19 protein-coding genes and 1 pseudogene are annotated in these 15,913 nt (G+C 68.9%); 11 read left to right on the top strand and 9 right to left on the bottom strand.

The window, feature by feature from the left end:
• The first annotated feature begins 74 nt into the window (after window positions 1–74).
• The 3 genes from CNE_RS30060 to thpR are packed head-to-tail and all read left to right on the top strand — an operon-like array spanning window position 75 to window position 2,642.
• A complete protein-coding gene (locus CNE_RS30060; RefSeq protein ID WP_013954075.1) occupies window positions 75–1,556 on the top strand; it encodes an AlkA N-terminal domain-containing protein in 1,482 nt (493 codons plus the stop codon).
• Window positions 1,553–2,053 carry a methylated-DNA--[protein]-cysteine S-methyltransferase gene (locus CNE_RS30055; protein ID WP_013954073.1) on the top strand — a complete coding sequence of 167 codons (501 nt, stop codon included), beginning with the start codon at window positions 1,553–1,555 and terminating at the stop codon, window positions 2,051–2,053. Before CNE_RS30060 ends, CNE_RS30055 begins: the two co-directional genes overlap by 4 nt.
• 19 nt (window positions 2,054–2,072) lie before the next feature.
• Window positions 2,073–2,642, top strand: coding sequence for an RNA 2',3'-cyclic phosphodiesterase (gene thpR / locus CNE_RS30050; protein WP_013954072.1), 570 nt, complete (start codon window positions 2,073–2,075; stop codon window positions 2,640–2,642).
• Here the strand turns inward: thpR and CNE_RS30045 are convergent.
• A complete protein-coding gene (locus tag CNE_RS30045) occupies window positions 2,626–3,249 on the bottom strand; it encodes a LysE family transporter (protein WP_013954071.1) in 624 nt (207 codons plus the stop codon). The genes thpR and CNE_RS30045 overlap by 17 nt on opposite strands.
• 132 nt (window positions 3,250–3,381) lie before the next feature.
• Here CNE_RS30045 and CNE_RS30040 point away from each other — a divergent pair.
• Together CNE_RS30040 and CNE_RS30035 are read left to right on the top strand one after the other, a co-directional pair.
• A pseudogene (locus CNE_RS30040) lies at window positions 3,382–4,273 on the top strand (LysR substrate-binding domain-containing protein).
• A gap of 174 nt (window positions 4,274–4,447) precedes the next feature.
• Window positions 4,448–5,206, top strand: a complete 759-nt coding sequence (locus tag CNE_RS30035) for a flagellar brake protein (protein WP_041228754.1) — start codon at window positions 4,448–4,450, stop codon at window positions 5,204–5,206.
• A gap of 104 nt (window positions 5,207–5,310) precedes the next feature.
• Here the strand turns inward: CNE_RS30035 and CNE_RS30030 are convergent, their stop codons facing one another.
• From CNE_RS30030 to CNE_RS30020, 4 genes are all read right to left on the bottom strand, one after another.
• The gene (locus tag CNE_RS30030) at window positions 5,311–6,159 is read right to left on the bottom strand and encodes an IclR family transcriptional regulator domain-containing protein (RefSeq protein ID WP_013954068.1); all 849 of its coding nucleotides are present in this window, start codon (window positions 6,157–6,159) and stop codon (window positions 5,311–5,313) included.
• 128 nt (window positions 6,160–6,287) lie between these two features.
• Window positions 6,288–6,413 (bottom strand): hypothetical protein, encoded by a 126-nt coding sequence (locus tag CNE_RS42770; protein ID WP_013954067.1) that lies wholly within the window; start codon window positions 6,411–6,413, stop codon window positions 6,288–6,290.
• Between the two features lie 156 nt (window positions 6,414–6,569).
• Window positions 6,570–6,704, bottom strand: coding sequence for a hypothetical protein (locus tag CNE_RS42940; protein ID WP_013954066.1), 135 nt, complete (start codon window positions 6,702–6,704; stop codon window positions 6,570–6,572).
• A 246-nt stretch (window positions 6,705–6,950) separates the two neighbouring features.
• The gene (locus CNE_RS30020; RefSeq protein ID WP_013954065.1) at window positions 6,951–9,245 is read right to left on the bottom strand and encodes a patatin-like phospholipase family protein; all 2,295 of its coding nucleotides are present in this window, start codon (window positions 9,243–9,245) and stop codon (window positions 6,951–6,953) included.
• A 234-nt stretch (window positions 9,246–9,479) separates the two neighbouring features.
• Between CNE_RS30020 and CNE_RS30015 the strand changes: the two genes are divergently transcribed.
• From CNE_RS30015 to CNE_RS29995, 5 genes are all read left to right on the top strand, one after another.
• Entirely contained in the window at window positions 9,480–9,716 is a 237-nt protein-coding gene (locus tag CNE_RS30015) for a hypothetical protein (protein WP_013954064.1), read from the top strand.
• Window positions 9,717–9,762: 46 nt separating this feature from the next.
• Complete coding sequence (locus CNE_RS30010) at window positions 9,763–10,089, top strand: hypothetical protein (protein ID WP_013954063.1); 327 nt, start codon at window positions 9,763–9,765, stop codon at window positions 10,087–10,089.
• Between the two features lie 98 nt (window positions 10,090–10,187).
• On the top strand, window positions 10,188–10,370 hold the full coding sequence (locus CNE_RS30005) for an oxidoreductase-like domain-containing protein (RefSeq protein WP_153954290.1): 183 nt from the start codon (window positions 10,188–10,190) through the stop codon (window positions 10,368–10,370).
• A complete protein-coding gene (locus CNE_RS30000) occupies window positions 10,367–11,230 on the top strand; it encodes an NAD-dependent protein deacetylase (RefSeq protein ID WP_013954061.1) in 864 nt (287 codons plus the stop codon). Before CNE_RS30005 ends, CNE_RS30000 begins: the two co-directional genes overlap by 4 nt.
• 360 nt (window positions 11,231–11,590) lie before the next feature.
• Window positions 11,591–12,490, top strand: coding sequence for a DMT family transporter (locus CNE_RS29995; RefSeq protein ID WP_013954059.1), 900 nt, complete (start codon window positions 11,591–11,593; stop codon window positions 12,488–12,490).
• A gap of 40 nt (window positions 12,491–12,530) precedes the next feature.
• On the opposite strand, the gene CNE_RS29990 is transcribed toward CNE_RS29995, so the two are convergent.
• From CNE_RS29990 to CNE_RS29980, 3 genes are all read right to left on the bottom strand, one after another.
• The gene (locus CNE_RS29990) at window positions 12,531–13,085 is read right to left on the bottom strand and encodes a DUF1439 domain-containing protein (protein WP_013954058.1); all 555 of its coding nucleotides are present in this window, start codon (window positions 13,083–13,085) and stop codon (window positions 12,531–12,533) included.
• Window positions 13,086–13,190: 105 nt separating this feature from the next.
• Window positions 13,191–13,394, bottom strand: a complete 204-nt coding sequence (locus CNE_RS29985) for a SlyX family protein (protein ID WP_010811191.1) — start codon at window positions 13,392–13,394, stop codon at window positions 13,191–13,193.
• Between the two features lie 86 nt (window positions 13,395–13,480).
• On the bottom strand, window positions 13,481–13,906 hold the full coding sequence (locus tag CNE_RS29980; protein WP_013954057.1) for a VOC family protein: 426 nt from the start codon (window positions 13,904–13,906) through the stop codon (window positions 13,481–13,483).
• 263 nt (window positions 13,907–14,169) lie between these two features.
• Here CNE_RS29980 and CNE_RS29975 point away from each other — a divergent pair, with 263 nt between their 5' ends.
• Window positions 14,170–15,117, top strand: coding sequence for a LysR family transcriptional regulator (locus tag CNE_RS29975; protein WP_013954056.1), 948 nt, complete (start codon window positions 14,170–14,172; stop codon window positions 15,115–15,117).
• Window positions 15,118–15,132: 15 nt separating this feature from the next.
• On the opposite strand, the gene CNE_RS29970 is transcribed toward CNE_RS29975, so the two are convergent.
• On the bottom strand, window positions 15,133–15,909 hold the full coding sequence (locus tag CNE_RS29970) for an enoyl-CoA hydratase (RefSeq protein WP_013954055.1): 777 nt from the start codon (window positions 15,907–15,909) through the stop codon (window positions 15,133–15,135).
• Window positions 15,910–15,913 lie beyond the last annotated feature (4 nt).

The following is a 15,913-nucleotide window of genomic DNA, read 5'->3' as shown; positions in this document are numbered from 1 at the left end:
CCCACGCCTGCGCGCCAGAGGGAAATGTCCGAATCCAGCGGGTAAGTCGTTGCAGGTAGCGGTAGCATGCCGTCATGCACCTCGATCCCGATACCTGCTACAAGGCCGTGGCCTCGCACGACCGCCGCTTCGACGGACGCTTCTTCGTGGGCGTGTCGTCGACGGGCGTGTACTGCCGGCCGGTGTGCGCAGTACGCACGCCCAAGCGCGAAAACTGCACGTTCTACGAGAGCGCCGCGGCGGCGGAGAAGCATGGCTTCCGCCCCTGCTTGCGCTGCCGTCCGGAGCTGGCGCCCGGGCATGGGCTGGCCGATATTTCAGGCCGGCTGGCGCAGGCCGCGGCCACGCTGATCGACGAGGGCTTCATGGCGGAAGGCAGCGTGGCCGCACTGGCAGCGCGCATCGGCGTGACCGAGCGCCACCTGCGGCGCCTGTTCGATGCACAGTTCGGCGTGTCGGTGCTGGAGTACGCGCAGACGCAGCGGCTGCTGCTGGCCAAGCGCTTGCTGGCCGACACCGCGCTGCCGGTGACCGAAGTGGCGCTGGCGGCGGGTTTCGGCAGCGTGCGCCGCTTCAACGATGTGCTGAAGACCCGCTACGGCCTGACGCCGCTGGCGCTGCGGCGCCGCGCCGCCGACGGCGTGGCCGACCGGCTGGTGTTCGACCTGGGCTACCGTCCGCCGTTTGCCTGGGACGCATGGCTGCGCTTCCTGGCTACGCGCGCGGTGGACGGCATCGAGGCCATCGGGGACGGCACCTATATGCGCACGCTGCTGGTGGATGCCGGCGGCAGCACGCACACCGGCTGGGTACGCATCGAACACGTGCCGCGCCGGCTGGTGCTGCGCGTCACGTTGTCGGCCTCGCTGGCGCGCGTGATTCCGCAGGCGCTGGGCAAGGTGCGCCGCCTGTGCGACCTGGGCTGCCGCCCGGACGTGGTGGACCGGCACCTGGGCGAGCTTGCCGAGGCAATGCCGGGCGTGCGCCTGCCGGGCAGCGTCGATGGTTTTGAGATCGCCGTGCGCGCGGTGGTGGGGCAGGTGATCTCGGTGGTGCAGGCGCGGCGCATCCTGGGCGCGCTGGCGCAGCATGCGGGGCAGGCGCTGGACGGCACGCCCCCCGACGGCCTGCGCTACACGTTCCCGACTGCCGCCGCCATTGCCACCCTGCCAGGGCAAGCCTTGCGCGATGCCGGGGTCTCAGCTGGCAAGGCGCGCACGCTGCTGGCGCTGGCGCAGCGCGTGGCCGACGGCACGCTGGCGCTCGATGCGCACGCGCCGCCTGAGCAGACCGTGGCGGCGCTGCGCGAGGTCGGCGGCATCGGCGACTGGACCGCGCAGTATGTCGCCATGCGCGCGCTGGGCTGGCCCGATGCCTTCCCGGGCACTGACTATGCGCTGCGCAAGGTGCTGGGCGTCAGTACCGTGCGTGCGATGCACGAGCGCACCGCGCAATGGGCGCCGTGGCGTGCTTACGCCGCCATCCACCTGTGGCATCGCTATGAAGCGATGAAGGACGCGGCCAGCGCCGCGGCCGAACCGGAGACGATCACATGACCAGCTATCGCCATATTGACAGCCCGCTCGGGACCATCCTGCTGCGCGTGCAAGGCGCACACCTGACCGGCCTCTTCTTCGCCGGGCAGAAATACCACCCCACGGGCATTGCCGACAGCCGCGACGTGCGGCCGGCCGATGCCGCCGTGCTCGACCGCGCCGCGTCGGAACTGGCCGATTATTTCGCCGGCCGCCGCGATACTTTCACCGTGCCGGTGCGCTTTGCCGGCAGCCCGTTCCAGCAGCGCGTGTGGGAGGCGCTGCTGGCCATCCCCTGCGGCGAGACCGCGTCGTACGGCGAACTGGCCCGCGCCCTGGGGCTGCCGCCCACGCATGCGCGCGCAGTCGGCGGCGCGGTGGGACGCAACCCGCTGTCGGTGATCGTGCCCTGCCATCGCGTGCTGGGCAGTGCCGGCGCACTGACCGGCTACGCCGGCGGCATCGAGCGCAAGCGCGCCTTGCTGCAACGCGAAGGCATCGGCACCACGCCAGGCTGATCGCGCTGGCTGCGCTGCCATGCCGCGCCTGTTCATTGCCGTGGAAGTCCCGCCCGCGCAGGCGGCATGGCTGTTGTCGACCCTGCCGCCCGCGCACGGCGTGCGGCCGGCAGCGCCAGAACAGGTCCACCTGACCCTGCACTTCCTGGGTGAGTGCAACGTGCCTGGCGCAGCGCTGGAGGCCGCGCTCGACAGCATCCGCGCGCCCGCCTTCCTGCTTCAGGTGGCCGGCACCGGGCGCTTTCGCAGCGGCCAGGGTTCGGTGCTGTGGGCAGGCCTGGCGCCAGGTCCCGGCCTGGACGCGCTGCGCGCCCTGCACGCGGATGTCGGGCAGGCGCTGGCCGAGGCCGCGGGCATTACCCCGGAGCGGCGGCGCTTCCATCCGCACCTGACGCTGGCGCGCTGCAAGCCGTCCGTGCCGGAAAGCGTGCTGCGCGCCTGGCTCGATACGCACCGCACGCTGGCAAGCGAGTCCTGGCACGTGCGGCGGTTGGTGCTGTTCGAAAGCCGGCTCGGCCCGCAAGGCCCCCAGCATCTCGTGCGCCAGGCCTGGCCACTGACGCAGGCTGGCCCTACGCCAGGTTGCTGAGCCCCAGCGCCACGCCCAGCCCGCACAAGGCCGAGCCGATGGTGCGGTCCAGCAGGCGCTGGCGCCGCAGCATCGCCGCGCGCAGCGCGGGCGCGGTGAACACGCACGCCACCAGGCTGAACCACGCCAGGTGCGCCATCGACATGAACCCGCCATAAGCCCATTGCACCGGCACCGGCGTGTGCGCATCGACCACCTGGGTGTAAGTGCTGACCACGAACAGCGTGGTCTTCGGGTTCAGCGCATTGGTCAGGAAGCCCATGCGCAGCGCCGCCCACGGCCGCAGCGTGCGCGCACCTTGCAGGTCTACTGCCAGCGCCTCGCGGTTGCGCAGCGTCTGGATACCGATCCACACCAGGTAGGCCGTGCCCAGCATCTTCACCACCGTCAGCACGCTGTGCGCATGGGTCATCAGCAGCGCCACCCCGAACATCGTATAGAGCACATGCACCTGTACCCCCAGCGCGATCCCGAACGCGCTGAGCAGGCCGGCGCGGCGACCGTACAGGTAGCTGTTGCGGGTCACCATGGCGAAGTCCGGGCCCGGACTGACAACGGCCAGCACGGTCACGGCGGCGACCGCCAGGGATTCGGCGATTGGGGGCATTTTCTGTCACATTACGTTGCAGTTATCCGGAGATCGCCACATCGGGAGATCCGGGCGTACCCAATTCTGCGGGCCGGAAAGGACCGCCACAACCGATATATACTCGCGCAATTACGTGAGAAAAACTGACTGATGCACTGGCTGGGCTGGATCCGATTCTTCGAGGCCGCGGCGCGCCACGAAAGCTTTGTCCGGGCGGCGGAGGAACTGCACCTGACCCATGGCGCGGTCAGCCGGCAGATCCGCCAGCTCGAGGACACGCTGGGTGTGGCGCTGTTCGAGCGGCGCAACCGCGGGGTTTTCCTGACCGAGGCGGGGCGCACGCTGTTTGCGGCGTCCACGCAATCGATGGAGGTGCTGGCCGGCGCCGCCGCGCGCATCCGCACACAGCCGCCGGGGCGGGCGCTGGTGCTGTCATGCGAGCCGACCATCGCCATGCGCTGGCTGATCCCGCGGCTGCCGCGCTTTGCCGCGCGCCATCCCGATATCCCGCTGCACCTGATGGCCGCGGGCGGGCCGATCGACTTCACCCGCAGCGGCGCCGACCTGGCACTGCGGCGCAATGACTTTGCCTTCGATGCGCGCTGGCACGCGCGCGAGGTGGCGCAGGAACGGGTAGGGCCGGTGTGTCGGCCGAGCTTGCGCAGGGGGCGCCACGGTCCCGGCGCGCCTGCATACGCGCACGCGGCCCGAGGCATGGCAGCGCTGGCAGGCGGTGCGCGGCGATGCCGCCGCCGTCGTGCAGTGCGAAGGCGACGCCTGGTACGAGCATTTCTACCTCAGCCTGCAGGCCGCCGCCGCGGGGCTGGGCTGGGCCATGGCCTCGCAGCTGATGGCCGCCGACGAGATCGCCGATGGCCGGCTGGCCGCGCCATTCGACTTTGTGGCCGACGGATCGGCCTATCATCTGCTGTCGCCCGCACCGTTTGAACACGACACGCGCCGGCTGGTGCTGCTGGCTTGGTTGCGCGAAGAGGCGCAGGCAACGCTTGCTGCGCCGCCGCCATCGCCGTTGGACGCCTGAAAGCGGCGTGCGCGCTACCCCCCGGAAGTCTGTGCTTAAGTTCTGCCACAGATCTGCCGAAGTGAGACCATGAGTCTTGCCGGGCAATGGGGCAGGCGCTTAACATGCGCGCGGCCGGCAGGCCCAAGCCCCCTTACCCGGCGATCCCAGCCACTTCAGACGTTGCGTGAATCCATGAATCAGCACGATGCCTCCGGGCCAGCCGATAACGGCGCCGAATCCGACATTGAGCCGGCGGATGAGCGTTATCGCCTGACGCACAACTCGCAGATCGGCACCGTGCTGCGCGACCTGTCCTGGCAGAAGTGCATGCTGAGCGTGCGCACCCGCACCGGGCACCAGTTCGTCACGTCGGTCCTGCACGTCGACCCGGTCGACCGCACCTTCGTGTTTGACTGGTGCAATACAGAGCCCGAACGGATGTCGCTGCTGACCTCGGAGGAGAACGCCTTCTCGGGGCTGTTGCGCGGCGTGCCGGTCAACTTCGTGGTGGGCCAGCCGGGCGCCACGCGCTATGAGGAAGGCCCGGCCTTCGTTGTCGAATTCCCGGAGAAGCTCTACCACTTCCAGCGCCGCCGTCATTTCCGCGCGCGCACGCTGGTGACCAGGGGCTACCGCTGCGAGATCCACATGTCAGACAAGACCGTGCTGGGGCTCGATATCGCCGACCTGTCGCTGTCGGGCGTGGGGCTGCGCTCGAAGACGGTCTCGGCAGAGCAGTTGCCGGTCGGCACCACGGTCGGCAAGTGCCGGCTGGACTTCCGCGAGCTGGGCAAGCTTGAGCTGGACCTGCAGGTGGTTGGCCACTGGCTGGTGGGCCATGACGACAGCGCCATCCACCATTTCGGCTGCGCCTTCATCCATCCGGACGGGCGCATAGAGAACTTCCTGCAGCGGCTGGTATTTGCGCTGGAACTGGCGCACCGGGGCTGATGCACCGTAGCGGATGCCGCGGCATATTGCCGGCCACGGCGTGACCGCGGCCATGCTCAGACCCGCGCGGCTGCGCGGGTAGTTAGCGGACTAGTCAGCGGCAATCAGGAGCCGATCAGCCGGCCGATTGCCGCCGCGGCTTCGCGTATCGGCGGCAGCAGCCGCGAGATCATCTCCGCTTCGGAGACACGCGCGGCGCGCACGCTCACGCTCAGCCCCGCCAGCACGATGCCGGAGGCCGAGCGCACCGGCACGGCCATCGCGCGCAGGCCCGGTTCCAGCTCTTCATCGACGATCACGTAGTCCACTTCGCGGGCGCGCTCGAAGCATGCTTCCAGCTCCTGGCGCGAGACCTTGGTCTGCAGCGTGCGCGGGCGCAGCTCGGCATGCTCGAAGAAGCCGTCCAGCACCGTGGCGGGCTGGTGCGCCAGCAGCAGCCGGCCGTTGGAGGTGCAGTAGGCCGGCAGGCGGCTGCCCATGCCCAGCGAATAGTTCAGCACCCGCTGCACTTCGGAGCGCACCAGGTACAGGATGTCGGTGCCGTCCAGGATCGCCAGCGTGCAGGTCTCGTGGATGCGTGCGCTCAGGTTGTCCAGGATCGGCTGCGCCAGGGACACCAGCGAGGTCGACGAGAAATAGGCGTGGCCCAGGTGCAGCACGCGCGGCCGCAGCGCAAACTGCCCATCCTGCTGGCTGACGTAGCCGAGCTGTTCCAGCGTATAGAGGCAGCGGCGCACCGAGGCGCGCGACAGCTGCGTGCGCTGCGCCACCTGCGAGATCGTCAGCGGGCGCTTGCGTTCCGAGAAGGCCTCCAGCACGGTCAGCCCGCGCGCCAGCGACAGCATGAAGTTGGGATCGCCGGCAAAACTGGCGAGCAGGTCGGCCTGGGGCCGGGCAACGCGGACGGTGTCGGCCTGTGCATGGCCAAGACCGAGGGGGCGGAGGACATCCATTGGGAGGTGTGTTGTCTGGGCTTGTTGTCCGATAATCGCGCAATCTTAAACCGGCTGGCCGCCAGGGGCCAGCCTTTGCTGCATTCGCGCATCGCCCGCACGGCACGAGGGCCGGATGCTGCGCTGCGTCAGCGCCCGCGCCGCTCCGCGATCTCGTAGAGCGCCATGCCTGCCAGCATGGCGCCGACAAAGCCCCAGGCCTTGGCATAGCCGGCACCGAGCGCTACCAGTGCGAACGCCGCGCTGCCCAGCACCAGCGATGCCTACCAGCAGCCCGGCCGCCAGCACCTCGGCCCAGCCGGCATCGATTTGCGCCGCGGGCATGGCATCGAACGCGCCCGCCAGCCACGGCGCCAGCAACAGCCCGATCACAAAGGCGGCGCGCCAGGCGCTGTCGCCGTGCGGCAGCTTCAGCAGGCCGCCGACAATGCCGCTGATGCCGGCAATCGGCCGAGACTCAGGATCATCAGCGCCGCCGCGAGGCCGATGACCAGCCCGCCGGCCAGCGACAGCCACGGCGTGAAATGGGTGAAATCAATCTGCATGGGAGGAGGCGCGCGAAGGGGCGCGGAGCGGCCGCAAGTGCAGACCGAGGCCCGGGTTATGGGCGCCGCATGCCAAGCGGGCGCCCAAAAAAAATGTCGCCGCTGGGGAGCGGCGACCGGGGAAGGTCGTCATTCAAGAGGGGGTCTTGGTGACGTAAAAAGTATAGATATTTGAATTAAGACATTACATACAACTTTGGTAGGGTACGGCGGGTTCACATTTGGTGAGCGCTTATGCTGGCCGGCTCAGAAGGGTTTGCCCAGGAACAGGTAAAAGCTGTATGTGCCTGCGGCGGCGCGTCCATAGGCCAGGTAAAGCGGGCCCAGCGGACTATCCAGCGCCAGGAAGACCGAGCCGGATTTGAGCAGCCCGGTCGGGCTTCCCGGCACCAGCGGGTCGCCCATGCGGCCCGCCTCCAGCGAAAAGCCTGCGTACACGCCTTGCAGCAGGGTCTGGCGCGCAAGCTTGTTGTAGTACACCAGCCGCGCAAACTGCAGGTTGCCGCCCAGCAGCTGTCCCGTGGCATAACCGGATTGCTGCAGGAAGCCGCCCCACTGGAACAGGTCATAGCGCGGCAGCGGCTTGCCGCCAAGATTGCTGCCGACCTTGAAGGCCAGCGAGACCGTGTTGTCACCGAACGAGTGGGCATAGATGCCCTCCGCCTGCGCTTTGACATAAGCCTGGTCGGCACCCAGCCCCGGCTGCGAGGCGTAGATGTGCAGCCGGGCCGCATAGCCGAAGCGCGGGAAGTCGACGCTGTCGAGCTGGTCGAACAAGAGCCGCCCGGTGATGGCGCCGCGCCGGATATTGCCCGGGCCTGGCGACAGCGACTCGGGGCCGGTGCTCAGGGTGGCGTGTTCCGAGCCGGTCTGCACGCCCACGCGCAGCTCGCCGTACTTGGTGAACTGGCTGCCCGCGTCCAGCGCGATGTCAAAGCGGCGCAGGTCGTAGGTGGCGATGCGCGTGCTGCCCTGGAAGACATTGACCGGGCGCCGCTCCAGCTCGATGCGTGGCGCGATAAAGAAGTACTGGCGCGTATCCAGCGGTTGGTAGAACTCACTGATCAGCGACGAGGTCTGGCCCACCTGCGCATCGGTGCGCCATTCGGCGCCAAGCGCATTGAGCCAGGTGCGCCGGTAGCTGCCCACCAGGTTGAAATAGGCATCGCCGCGGAAATCCGAGCTCAGCCCGAGCCCGAAGCGCAGGTAGTCGGGACCGTAGGATTTCTCCACCGCATTGACCGCCAGCACGCGCTTGCCGGGCTCTTCCAGGATGCCGTAGTTGACGTGCTCGAAGTCGCCGGTGCCGAACAGGCGGCGCATGTCCTGGTCCAGCGTGGCCTGGTCGACCGGCTGCCCGGGCTTGGTTTCCATCACCGCGGTGGCGTAGTCCGGGTTGACGCGCTGCAGCGGCGCCAGCCGGATCTCGTCGACCGGGCGGGTGTCGGGCGGCTGTACCGCCTGTTGCCTGGCGCGCAGTTGCGCATATTGCGCCGGCGGCAGTGCCAGCGGCGCAAGGCGGTCGGCGACCTTGCGCGCGGCGGCCTCGCCGATGGGGATGGTTGCCGGAAGGTGGTCGAAGTCGGTCGCGGAGAAATCGCCCAGCGCCGGCTCGATCAGCACGTCGGTGGGCCGCAGCGAGGCCAGCGACGCACGCACGTTCTGCTCGGTCAGGATATTGAGCATCTGGCCGGTCACGCCGATGATCGAGGTCAGCTCCTCGCGCTTCATCAGCGGCGTGCCTAGGTTCACCGCGATCACGACATCGGCGCCCATCTTGCGCGCCACGTCCACCGGCAGGTTGTCGGTCAGGCCGCCGTCGACCAGCAGCCGGCCCTCATACTCGGCCGGCGCCACCGCGCCCGGCACCGACATGCTGGCGCGCATCACGTTGGCCAGCTCGCCCTGGCTGAACACTACTGGCGTGCCCGCCACCAGGTCCGTGGCCACGGCGCGGTAGGGAATCGGCAGATGGTCGAAGTCCCGGTAGCCGGGCGCGTTTGCCAGCTGGCGCAGCACGGTCTCCAGCTGCACGCCCGAGACCGCGCCCTTAGGCAGCAAGAGGCCGCTGGCCTGCACCCCGATCTCCGGCGTGAACAGGTTGGTGAAATCGTCCTGCTTGCGCCGGATGGTCAGGTCCTGGCGCGGCGGGCGTTCCTTGAAGATCTTGTCGGTGCTCAGGCCGCCGACCAGCCGCTCCATTTCGGCGGGCGCCATGCCGGTGGCATAGGCACCCCCCACCAGTGAACCCATGCTGGTGCCTGCGATGCAGTCGACCGGGACGCGCATCGCCTCCAGCACCTTGAGCACGCCGATATGCGCCGCGCCGCGCGCGCCGCCGCCCGAGAGCACCAGGCAGATGCGGGGGCGCGCGCCCGCGGCCCGCTGCGGCGTGGCTGCCGCGGCCTGGTTCGCGGGCGGCTCAATCGCCGGCGCCGCCGGCATGGAGGCCGGCTCAGCGGCCAGGACCGCGCCCGCAGCCAGCGCCAGGGCCGCCGGTACGAGCAGTTCGCGCAAGCAATGGAATGGGGCTGCCTTCATGGCACCGTGGGGTTCGCAATCGGTTCGCTGACGGCCGCAGCGCGCGGCAGTGGCCCCGCCCGGCGGCCGCCGGGCGGGACATCCGGCTATCTTCGGGCAAAATGCCGCATGCAGGCCGCCCGCTCGCGGCCGTGCAAAAACAATTCATCACGCCGTTCGGAAGCGTGCAGATCGGCACGCGACCCCGCGGTGCCCTGCACTAGGATGGATACAGGCGAGGTGCTTGGGGGTTGCATGTACGGTTATTTCTTTTGCCAGACCGCCGCGGGACAGCTCACGCTCATTCCCCGCGAGAAGGACTGGATGCTGATGCTGGGCAATGGCGTGATGGGGAGGTTCCCGGATGCCCAGGCAGCGGTGGATGCCCTGCACGAAGGCACCCTGCGGGTGCAGGGGCAGCGCATCGATGCCAGCGCGCTGGGCGTGCCGGCACGCGCGCACGACTGGCTCTACCATGTACTGAGCCGCTGACGCGGCGCACCGGCGGACGCGCTGTCCCGCCAAAGGGGGAATCGCCATGACTGCCCTGGTCGAGTGGACCCGCGAGCATACCTGCCGGCTGTTTCCGATGTCGGCCGAATACCATCGCAGCGACGGCAACCAGGTGCAGGTCAGCTGGCAGGCCGAGCCGGCCGGCTCGCCCGGGCGCTGTCGCCTGAGCGCGGCCCTGCAGTTCGACCAGAGCGTGATCGACGCCGTCTACCTGGCCGACGCCGCCGAACTTGCCCGCATCGGCGCCAGGCTGGCCAGCGTGGTGTCGCGCCGGCTTGCCGAGGACGACATCGCCTGCCTGGCGGGCACGGCGCTGGTGATCCCGGTCGGCGAGGGGCTGCTCAGCCACTGAGGGGTCCGGCGGCAGGCCGGGGCTGGCGGGAATATACTGGCGGTTGATCCGCCATTGCGCCTGTTCGCGAACTGTCAGTGTCCCAAGCGTCCCCCGCCATGCCCCCCGACGACCCCCGCCCGGTGCCGCCAGAGCGGCCCGGCGACGACGAGTGCTGCGGCTCCGGCTGCGATCCCTGCATCTTCGACTACTACTACCAGGAGATGGACCGCTACCGCGAGGAGCTGCGCGCCTGGGAGGCGCGCCAGGCGGCGCGCCATGCCGAGGATCCGGCAAGTTGAGCGAGCCGCTGCAACCCCCGCACCCGACGTCCGCGCTGTTCGATTTCGTGCAGCGCCACCCGCGCCTGTTCGTGCTGACCGGCGCGGGCATCAGTACCGATTCCGGCATTCCCGGCTACCGTGACGCGCGCGGCCAGTGGCAGCGCTCGCAGCCCATCACGCTGCAGGCCTTCCTGGGCTCGCACGCGGCGCGCCAGCGCTACTGGGCGCGCAGCATGCTTGGCTGGCCGGTGGCGTGGCAGGCGCGACCCAATGCCGCGCACCATGCGCTGTCGCGCCTTGGCGCGCACGGCCGGCTCACGGCGCTGGTCACGCAGAATGTCGACGGCCTGCACCAGCGCGCCGGCAGCGAGGGTGTGATCGAACTGCATGGCAGCCTGGCCAGCGCCATCTGCCTGGACTGTGGCACGCGCCATGACCGCGCCGGCCTGCAGGACTGGCTGCTGGCACAGAACGCCGCGCTGCGCGACGTGATCGCCGAGCCCGCCGCCGATGGCGACGTGCATTTCGAATCGCCGCTGTTCGCGCAGTTCCGCGTGCCCGAGTGCGGGCGCTGCGGCGGCATCCTCAAGCCGGACGTGGTGTTCTTCGGTGAATCCGTGCCGCGTCCGCGGGTCGATGCCGCGCGTGCGGCACTGGAAGCAGCGGATGCCATGCTGGTGGTCGGTTCGTCGCTGATGGTCTATTCCGGCTACCGCTTCTGCGTCTGGGCCGGACAGATGGGCAAGCCCGTGGCCGCGCTCAACCTGGGCACCACGCGCGCGGACGCGATGTTCGCGCTGAAGGTGGAAGCCGGATGCGCGCCGACACTGCAGGCGCTGGTGTCCCGGCTGGAGCAGGGCACGACAAAACCTCGTTGACGCGATGGCCGCACAGGCATAGCATCGCCAGATTGCTTCTTCAAAGTCTTCGATTCCCACCATGACCGCAGACCGCCAACGCCCCATCAACGCCGCGCCCCCGGGCCGCGCGTTGCCATGCGTGCGTCGCCAGCCTGCGTTCACATCTGTCGCGCCGCCGCCGTTCATCGGCGGTGCGCACCCGCCGCCGCCGCCGCGCGGCTGACGGGTACGCCCCCCAGCCTCATTCGTCTCCGGTAGTCCCGTATCCGTGTGCCTGCGCGCACGGCAGCCGCACGCCTGTACGCGTCTGCCGCCGTCCCATGGCCGCATGCCGATGCGCGTCGCCGGAGCCTGCCAAGCTGACGACAGGTGACATCCATGACAACCGACAAAGACTGCGTGGCGCAATTCGACGCCGCCACCGGCACACGCACCACCAACTCCTTCGCCTGGGCCACGCCCCTCTTCGTGCTGCTGTGGAGCAGCGGCGCCATCGCCGCCCGGCTGGCCCTCGACCACGCCACGCCCTTCGCCTTGCTGACGCTGCGTTTCGCGCTGGTCTGCGCCGTGCTGGGCGCGATCGGCCTGGCCAGGCACCGCCTGCTGCCGCCGCGCGGCGAGCGGCTGTACACCGCCGTGACCGGCCTGCTGCTGATCGGCGGCTACTCCGTCTTTTACTTCCTTGCGCTCGACCACGGCATGACACCCGGCGTGCTCGCCACCGTGCTTGGCGCCCAGCCGATGCTGACCCTGCTGCTGACCGAGCGGCGCTTCAGCGCCGCACGCATGGCGGGCCTGGCCTTCGCGCTCGCCGGGCTGGCCATGGTGGTGGCGGACAGCCTGCTGCTGGCCAGACTGTCGCTGGCGGGCATGCTGTGCGCGCTGGCCTCGCTCGCCAGCATGACCGTCGGCGCCATCCTGCAGAAGCGCATCACGCGTGCACCGGCTGAAGTGCTGCCGCTGCAGTACGGCGCGAGCCTCGCGGCCTGCCTGCTGTGCCTGCCGTTCCAGCCCTTCGCCTTCGATGCTTCGCTGGCGTTCGCTGCGCCGTTGCTGTGGCTGGCACTGGTCATTTCGATCGGTGCGACGCTGCTGTTCTACCGCCTGATCCGCGCGGGCAACCTGGTCAACGTTACCAGCCTGTTCTACCTGGTGCCGGCGGGTACGGCGGTGCTCGACTACCTGCTGCTGGGCAACCGCATGGCGCCGCTGGCGATGGCGGGAATGGGGGCGGTGCTGGCGGGGTTGGGGGTGGTGTTCAGAGGTGGGCGGGGATGAGGTAGAGGAAGAAGGAGCGAGCCTGGCCCGCAGGCTATGCCTACCGCTGCTTCACCTCCACCCGCACTTCATCCTTGCCCACGGTAATCGCCCCCGGCTCCACATCCTTGCCGCCGACGCGCAGCTCCTCGGGCTTGAAGGTGTAGACCGGATAGTCCTTCAGCAGCTGCTGCGCAACCACGGCGCCGATCGCATTGAGTTGTTCGCGGTATTGCCCCATGCCGGCAACTTCCACCTGCTGCACGGTCGGGTTGTCTAGCAGCACCGCGCGCTTGGCCGGGTCATAGCGCACGCCGCTGTTCAGCGCGAGCTTGCCGTCTACCGGCGGGGAGGGCAGCAAGGCGTTGGTCAGGCGTGCGTCGACGTGGGTGGTGACGCGGTTGTTGGCTTCGTCCAGCACCAGCCGGGGATGGCTGAGCTGCACGCTGACGACTTCGGCGTAGCGCAGCGTGGCGGGGAAGCGCTGGTCCAGGGCGGTCTGCAGTTCCTGCCGGGAGAGGGAGTACTCGCCGGTCCAGATGTTGTAGCCGGCCAGCGCCGAGGAGGCACCAGCGACGCAGGCGGCGGCAATCAGCAGGGAAGGTTTCACACGCATGTGGCGGATGGGGCGCGCCTGTCGAGGGCAGCGATGGATGGGTCAGCCTGTCAGACCGCGCGGGCGGGGTGGCGTTCCGTCACATCGGCGATCGGCCCGCGTCCATCAGTAGTGCGGCGGGATTTCCTGCTGGGGATCGGCTTCGGCCGCGGTGGTGGCGGCGCTGCGCACCTGCTGGTACAGCGCGCGGAACTGTTCCTGCAGCAGGTCGATCTGCTGCTGCTGGCGCGCCACGGTGCTGTTCAGGGTATCAAGCAGGTCTTCCTGGAAGGCGAGCTTGATTTCGAGTTCGTTGATGCGATCGTCCATGGCGTGGTTTCTCCGGCAGGCGGCGCATTGTAAGCCTATCGGCCCACATGGCGCTCCGCCGGCCGGGAAACGGCGTTACATCTTGCTTACTTCGGTGCCGTCAGCAGCATCCACATGATGCCGAAGCGGTCGGTGACCATGCCGAACTGCTCGGCGAAGAAGGTCTTGTCCAGCGGCATCACCACCTGGCCGCCTTCCTTCAGGCCGTTGAAGGCTTTTTCGACCGCGGCCTTGTCCGGGTAGTTGATCGACAGGCCGAATCCCTGGAAGTTGGGCTGGTTCGAGCAGCGGCCGTCGGAGGCCATGATCACGCTGTCGCCGATCTGGAACTCCATGTGCATGACCTTGTCTTCGGTGCCGGCGCCGGGCTGGCACCCCGGGCTGGCCTTGTCGGCCTCCGGGTTTTCCTTGAACGTCATCCGCATGTTGACCTTGGCGCCGAGAATCTTCTTGTAGAACTCAACGGCTTCATCGCAACGGCCTTCGAAAAACAGATAGGGTTGGACTTGCATGACAACTCCTGTAGGTAGGCCGCCGCTCGGGCGGCCGTGGATATCGGCATGGCGCGCGAGTCAGGCGGCGCGCTGGCAACTGGCGCACGCTCTTGTGTACGCCGTCCACAATACCTTAGCAAAGAAAATGGACGACGTCCACATCAAGTGAGTGGAGTGTGTGCGGACCGGGTGGCGGGCGGGAGCCCACAGTGCTGCACTAGAATGGCCGCGACACCACCAGCGCCAATCCCTTCGACCGTCCCGACCTAAGCGGAGTTGCCTTGCGTTACGAACTGACCGACCTGCGCCTGTTCCAGGCCATTGCCGATGCGCAAAGCCTGTCAGGTGGCGCTTCGGCCACGCATATCACCGCGTCGGCGGCGAGCTACCGGCTGAAGAACCTGGAGCACGCGATGGGCACGCCGCTGTTCGTGCGCACCGCGCGCGGCATGGAACTGACGCCCGCCGGTGAAACCCTGCTGGTCCATGTGCGCGAACTGCTGCTTGGCGTGGAGCGCATGCATGGCGAGGTGGGACGCTTTTCTGCCGGGCTGAAGGGCAATATCCGGCTGCTGGCCAACAGCAGTTCGCTCAACGGTTTCATCATCCCGAGCGTGAGCCGCTTCCTGCTGGCCAACCCGGATGTGAACATCGACCTGGAGGAGCGCGCCAGCCAGTCGATCCTGGCGGCGGTGGCGGCGCACGAAGCCGATGTCGGCATCCTGGCGGGAGATTTCCAGGCGGGCGGCGAAGCCACCGGCGTGCGCTCGGTGCGCTATGCGCGCGACGAGCTGATCCTTGCGGTGGCCGCGGATCACCCGCTGGCGCGCGAGCCTGAAGTGCGTTTCGGCGCGGCGCTGGCCTTCGACTTTGTCTGCATGAGCCGCACCAGCAGCAACTTCCTGTTCCTGCGCGACATGGCGCAGCGCGCGGGCAAGGGGCCCAACGTGCGGCTGCATGCGCACAGCTTCGATGCGGTGCTGTCGCTGGCCGAGGCCGGCGTGGGGGTGGCGCTGGTGCCGCGCAGCGTGGCGGCGCAGGCCTTGCGTGAGGCGCGCGTGGTGGGGGTGCGGCTGGCAGAGCCGTGGGCCCTGCGCGAACTGAACCTGATCGTGCGCGCCGACGGCAAGCTGCCGGCGTTTGCCGAGGCCTTTGCGCAGTTCCTGCTGAACGATCCGCGCGTGGTGGCCACGCGCGAAGGCGGCGCCGTCGCGGCCACGGCGCCGTAAGCACTTCCCCGCGCTTCAGCGCTTGCGGTTCAGGAAGGTGGCCATGTGCTGCTGCGGCTCGCCGGTGTCGAAGGCGCTGCCGAACTCGGTCACGCTGTTGTTGATCGACACTTCCAGCGGCGCATCTTCCCACTCGCGCAGCAGGCGCTTCTGCTGACGCACCGCGACCGGGCCGAAGCCGGCCAGCAGCGCGGCCACGCGTTCGATTTCCAGGTCCAGCTCCGCCAGTGGCACCACGCGGCTCACCAGCCCCCACTGCAGCGCCTCGGCGGCATCGGAGATCTCGCCCGTCAGCAGCATCCATGCCGTGCGCGCATTGCCGATCAGGCGCGGCATCAGCGCGGCGTGGATCACCGACGGGATGCCGACCTTCACTTCCGGCATGCCCAGCTGCGCGTTGTCGGCGGCGATGCGGATATCGCACGCCAGCGCCAGTTCCAGCCCACCGCCCAGGCACCAGCCCGGCATGCGCGCGATCACGGGCACCGGCAGGTGGCGCACGGCGTCGCACAGGCGGCGCAGGCCGCTGATGAAGGCCTCGGCGCTGGCGCGGTCCAGCGCGGCCATTTCCTTGATGTCGGCACCGCCGACAAAGCCTTTCTCGCCGGCGCCGCGCAGCACCAGCACGCGTACCGCGTCATTGCCGGCCAGCGCTTCGATGGCGCGCGTGAGCGATGCGATCACCGGCGTGCTCAGGATATTGAGCGAGCCCGCCTCGCGGATGGTGACGGTGGCGATGCCGCGCGCGTCGATCTCGACGCCGGCGTGCGGTTCTTGCTGAAGTGCGCTCATGTCG

It is taken from the genome of Cupriavidus necator N-1 (assembly GCF_000219215.1).
Lineage (GTDB): Bacteria > Pseudomonadota > Gammaproteobacteria > Burkholderiales > Burkholderiaceae > Cupriavidus > Cupriavidus necator.
Note: the sequence above shows the minus strand (reverse complement) of the source record. Positions and strands in the feature narration are given on the sequence as shown.

Coding starts and splice junctions, on each gene's coding strand:
- CNE_RS30060 (WP_013954075.1), top strand. CDS start 75: ATGCACCTCGATCCCGATACCTGCTACAAGGCCGTGGCCTCGCACGAC.
- CNE_RS30055 (WP_013954073.1), top strand. CDS start 1,553: ATGACCAGCTATCGCCATATTGACAGCCCGCTCGGGACCATCCTGCTG.
- thpR (WP_013954072.1), top strand. CDS start 2,073: ATGCCGCGCCTGTTCATTGCCGTGGAAGTCCCGCCCGCGCAGGCGGCA.
- CNE_RS30045 (WP_013954071.1), bottom strand. CDS start 3,249: ATGCCCCCAATCGCCGAATCCCTGGCGGTCGCCGCCGTGACCGTGCTG.
- CNE_RS30035 (WP_041228754.1), top strand. CDS start 4,448: ATGAATCAGCACGATGCCTCCGGGCCAGCCGATAACGGCGCCGAATCC.
- CNE_RS30030 (WP_013954068.1), bottom strand. CDS start 6,159: ATGGATGTCCTCCGCCCCCTCGGTCTTGGCCATGCACAGGCCGACACC.
- CNE_RS42940 (WP_013954066.1), bottom strand. CDS start 6,704: ATGCAGATTGATTTCACCCATTTCACGCCGTGGCTGTCGCTGGCCGGC.
- CNE_RS30020 (WP_013954065.1), bottom strand. CDS start 9,245: ATGAAGGCAGCCCCATTCCATTGCTTGCGCGAACTGCTCGTACCGGCG.
- CNE_RS30015 (WP_013954064.1), top strand. CDS start 9,480: ATGTACGGTTATTTCTTTTGCCAGACCGCCGCGGGACAGCTCACGCTC.
- CNE_RS30010 (WP_013954063.1), top strand. CDS start 9,763: ATGACTGCCCTGGTCGAGTGGACCCGCGAGCATACCTGCCGGCTGTTT.
- CNE_RS30005 (WP_153954290.1), top strand. CDS start 10,188: ATGCCCCCCGACGACCCCCGCCCGGTGCCGCCAGAGCGGCCCGGCGAC.
- CNE_RS29995 (WP_013954059.1), top strand. CDS start 11,591: ATGACAACCGACAAAGACTGCGTGGCGCAATTCGACGCCGCCACCGGC.
- CNE_RS29990 (WP_013954058.1), bottom strand. CDS start 13,085: ATGCGTGTGAAACCTTCCCTGCTGATTGCCGCCGCCTGCGTCGCTGGT.
- CNE_RS29985 (WP_010811191.1), bottom strand. CDS start 13,394: ATGGACGATCGCATCAACGAACTCGAAATCAAGCTCGCCTTCCAGGAA.
- CNE_RS29980 (WP_013954057.1), bottom strand. CDS start 13,906: ATGCAAGTCCAACCCTATCTGTTTTTCGAAGGCCGTTGCGATGAAGCC.
- CNE_RS29970 (WP_013954055.1), bottom strand. CDS start 15,909: ATGAGCGCACTTCAGCAAGAACCGCACGCCGGCGTCGAGATCGACGCG.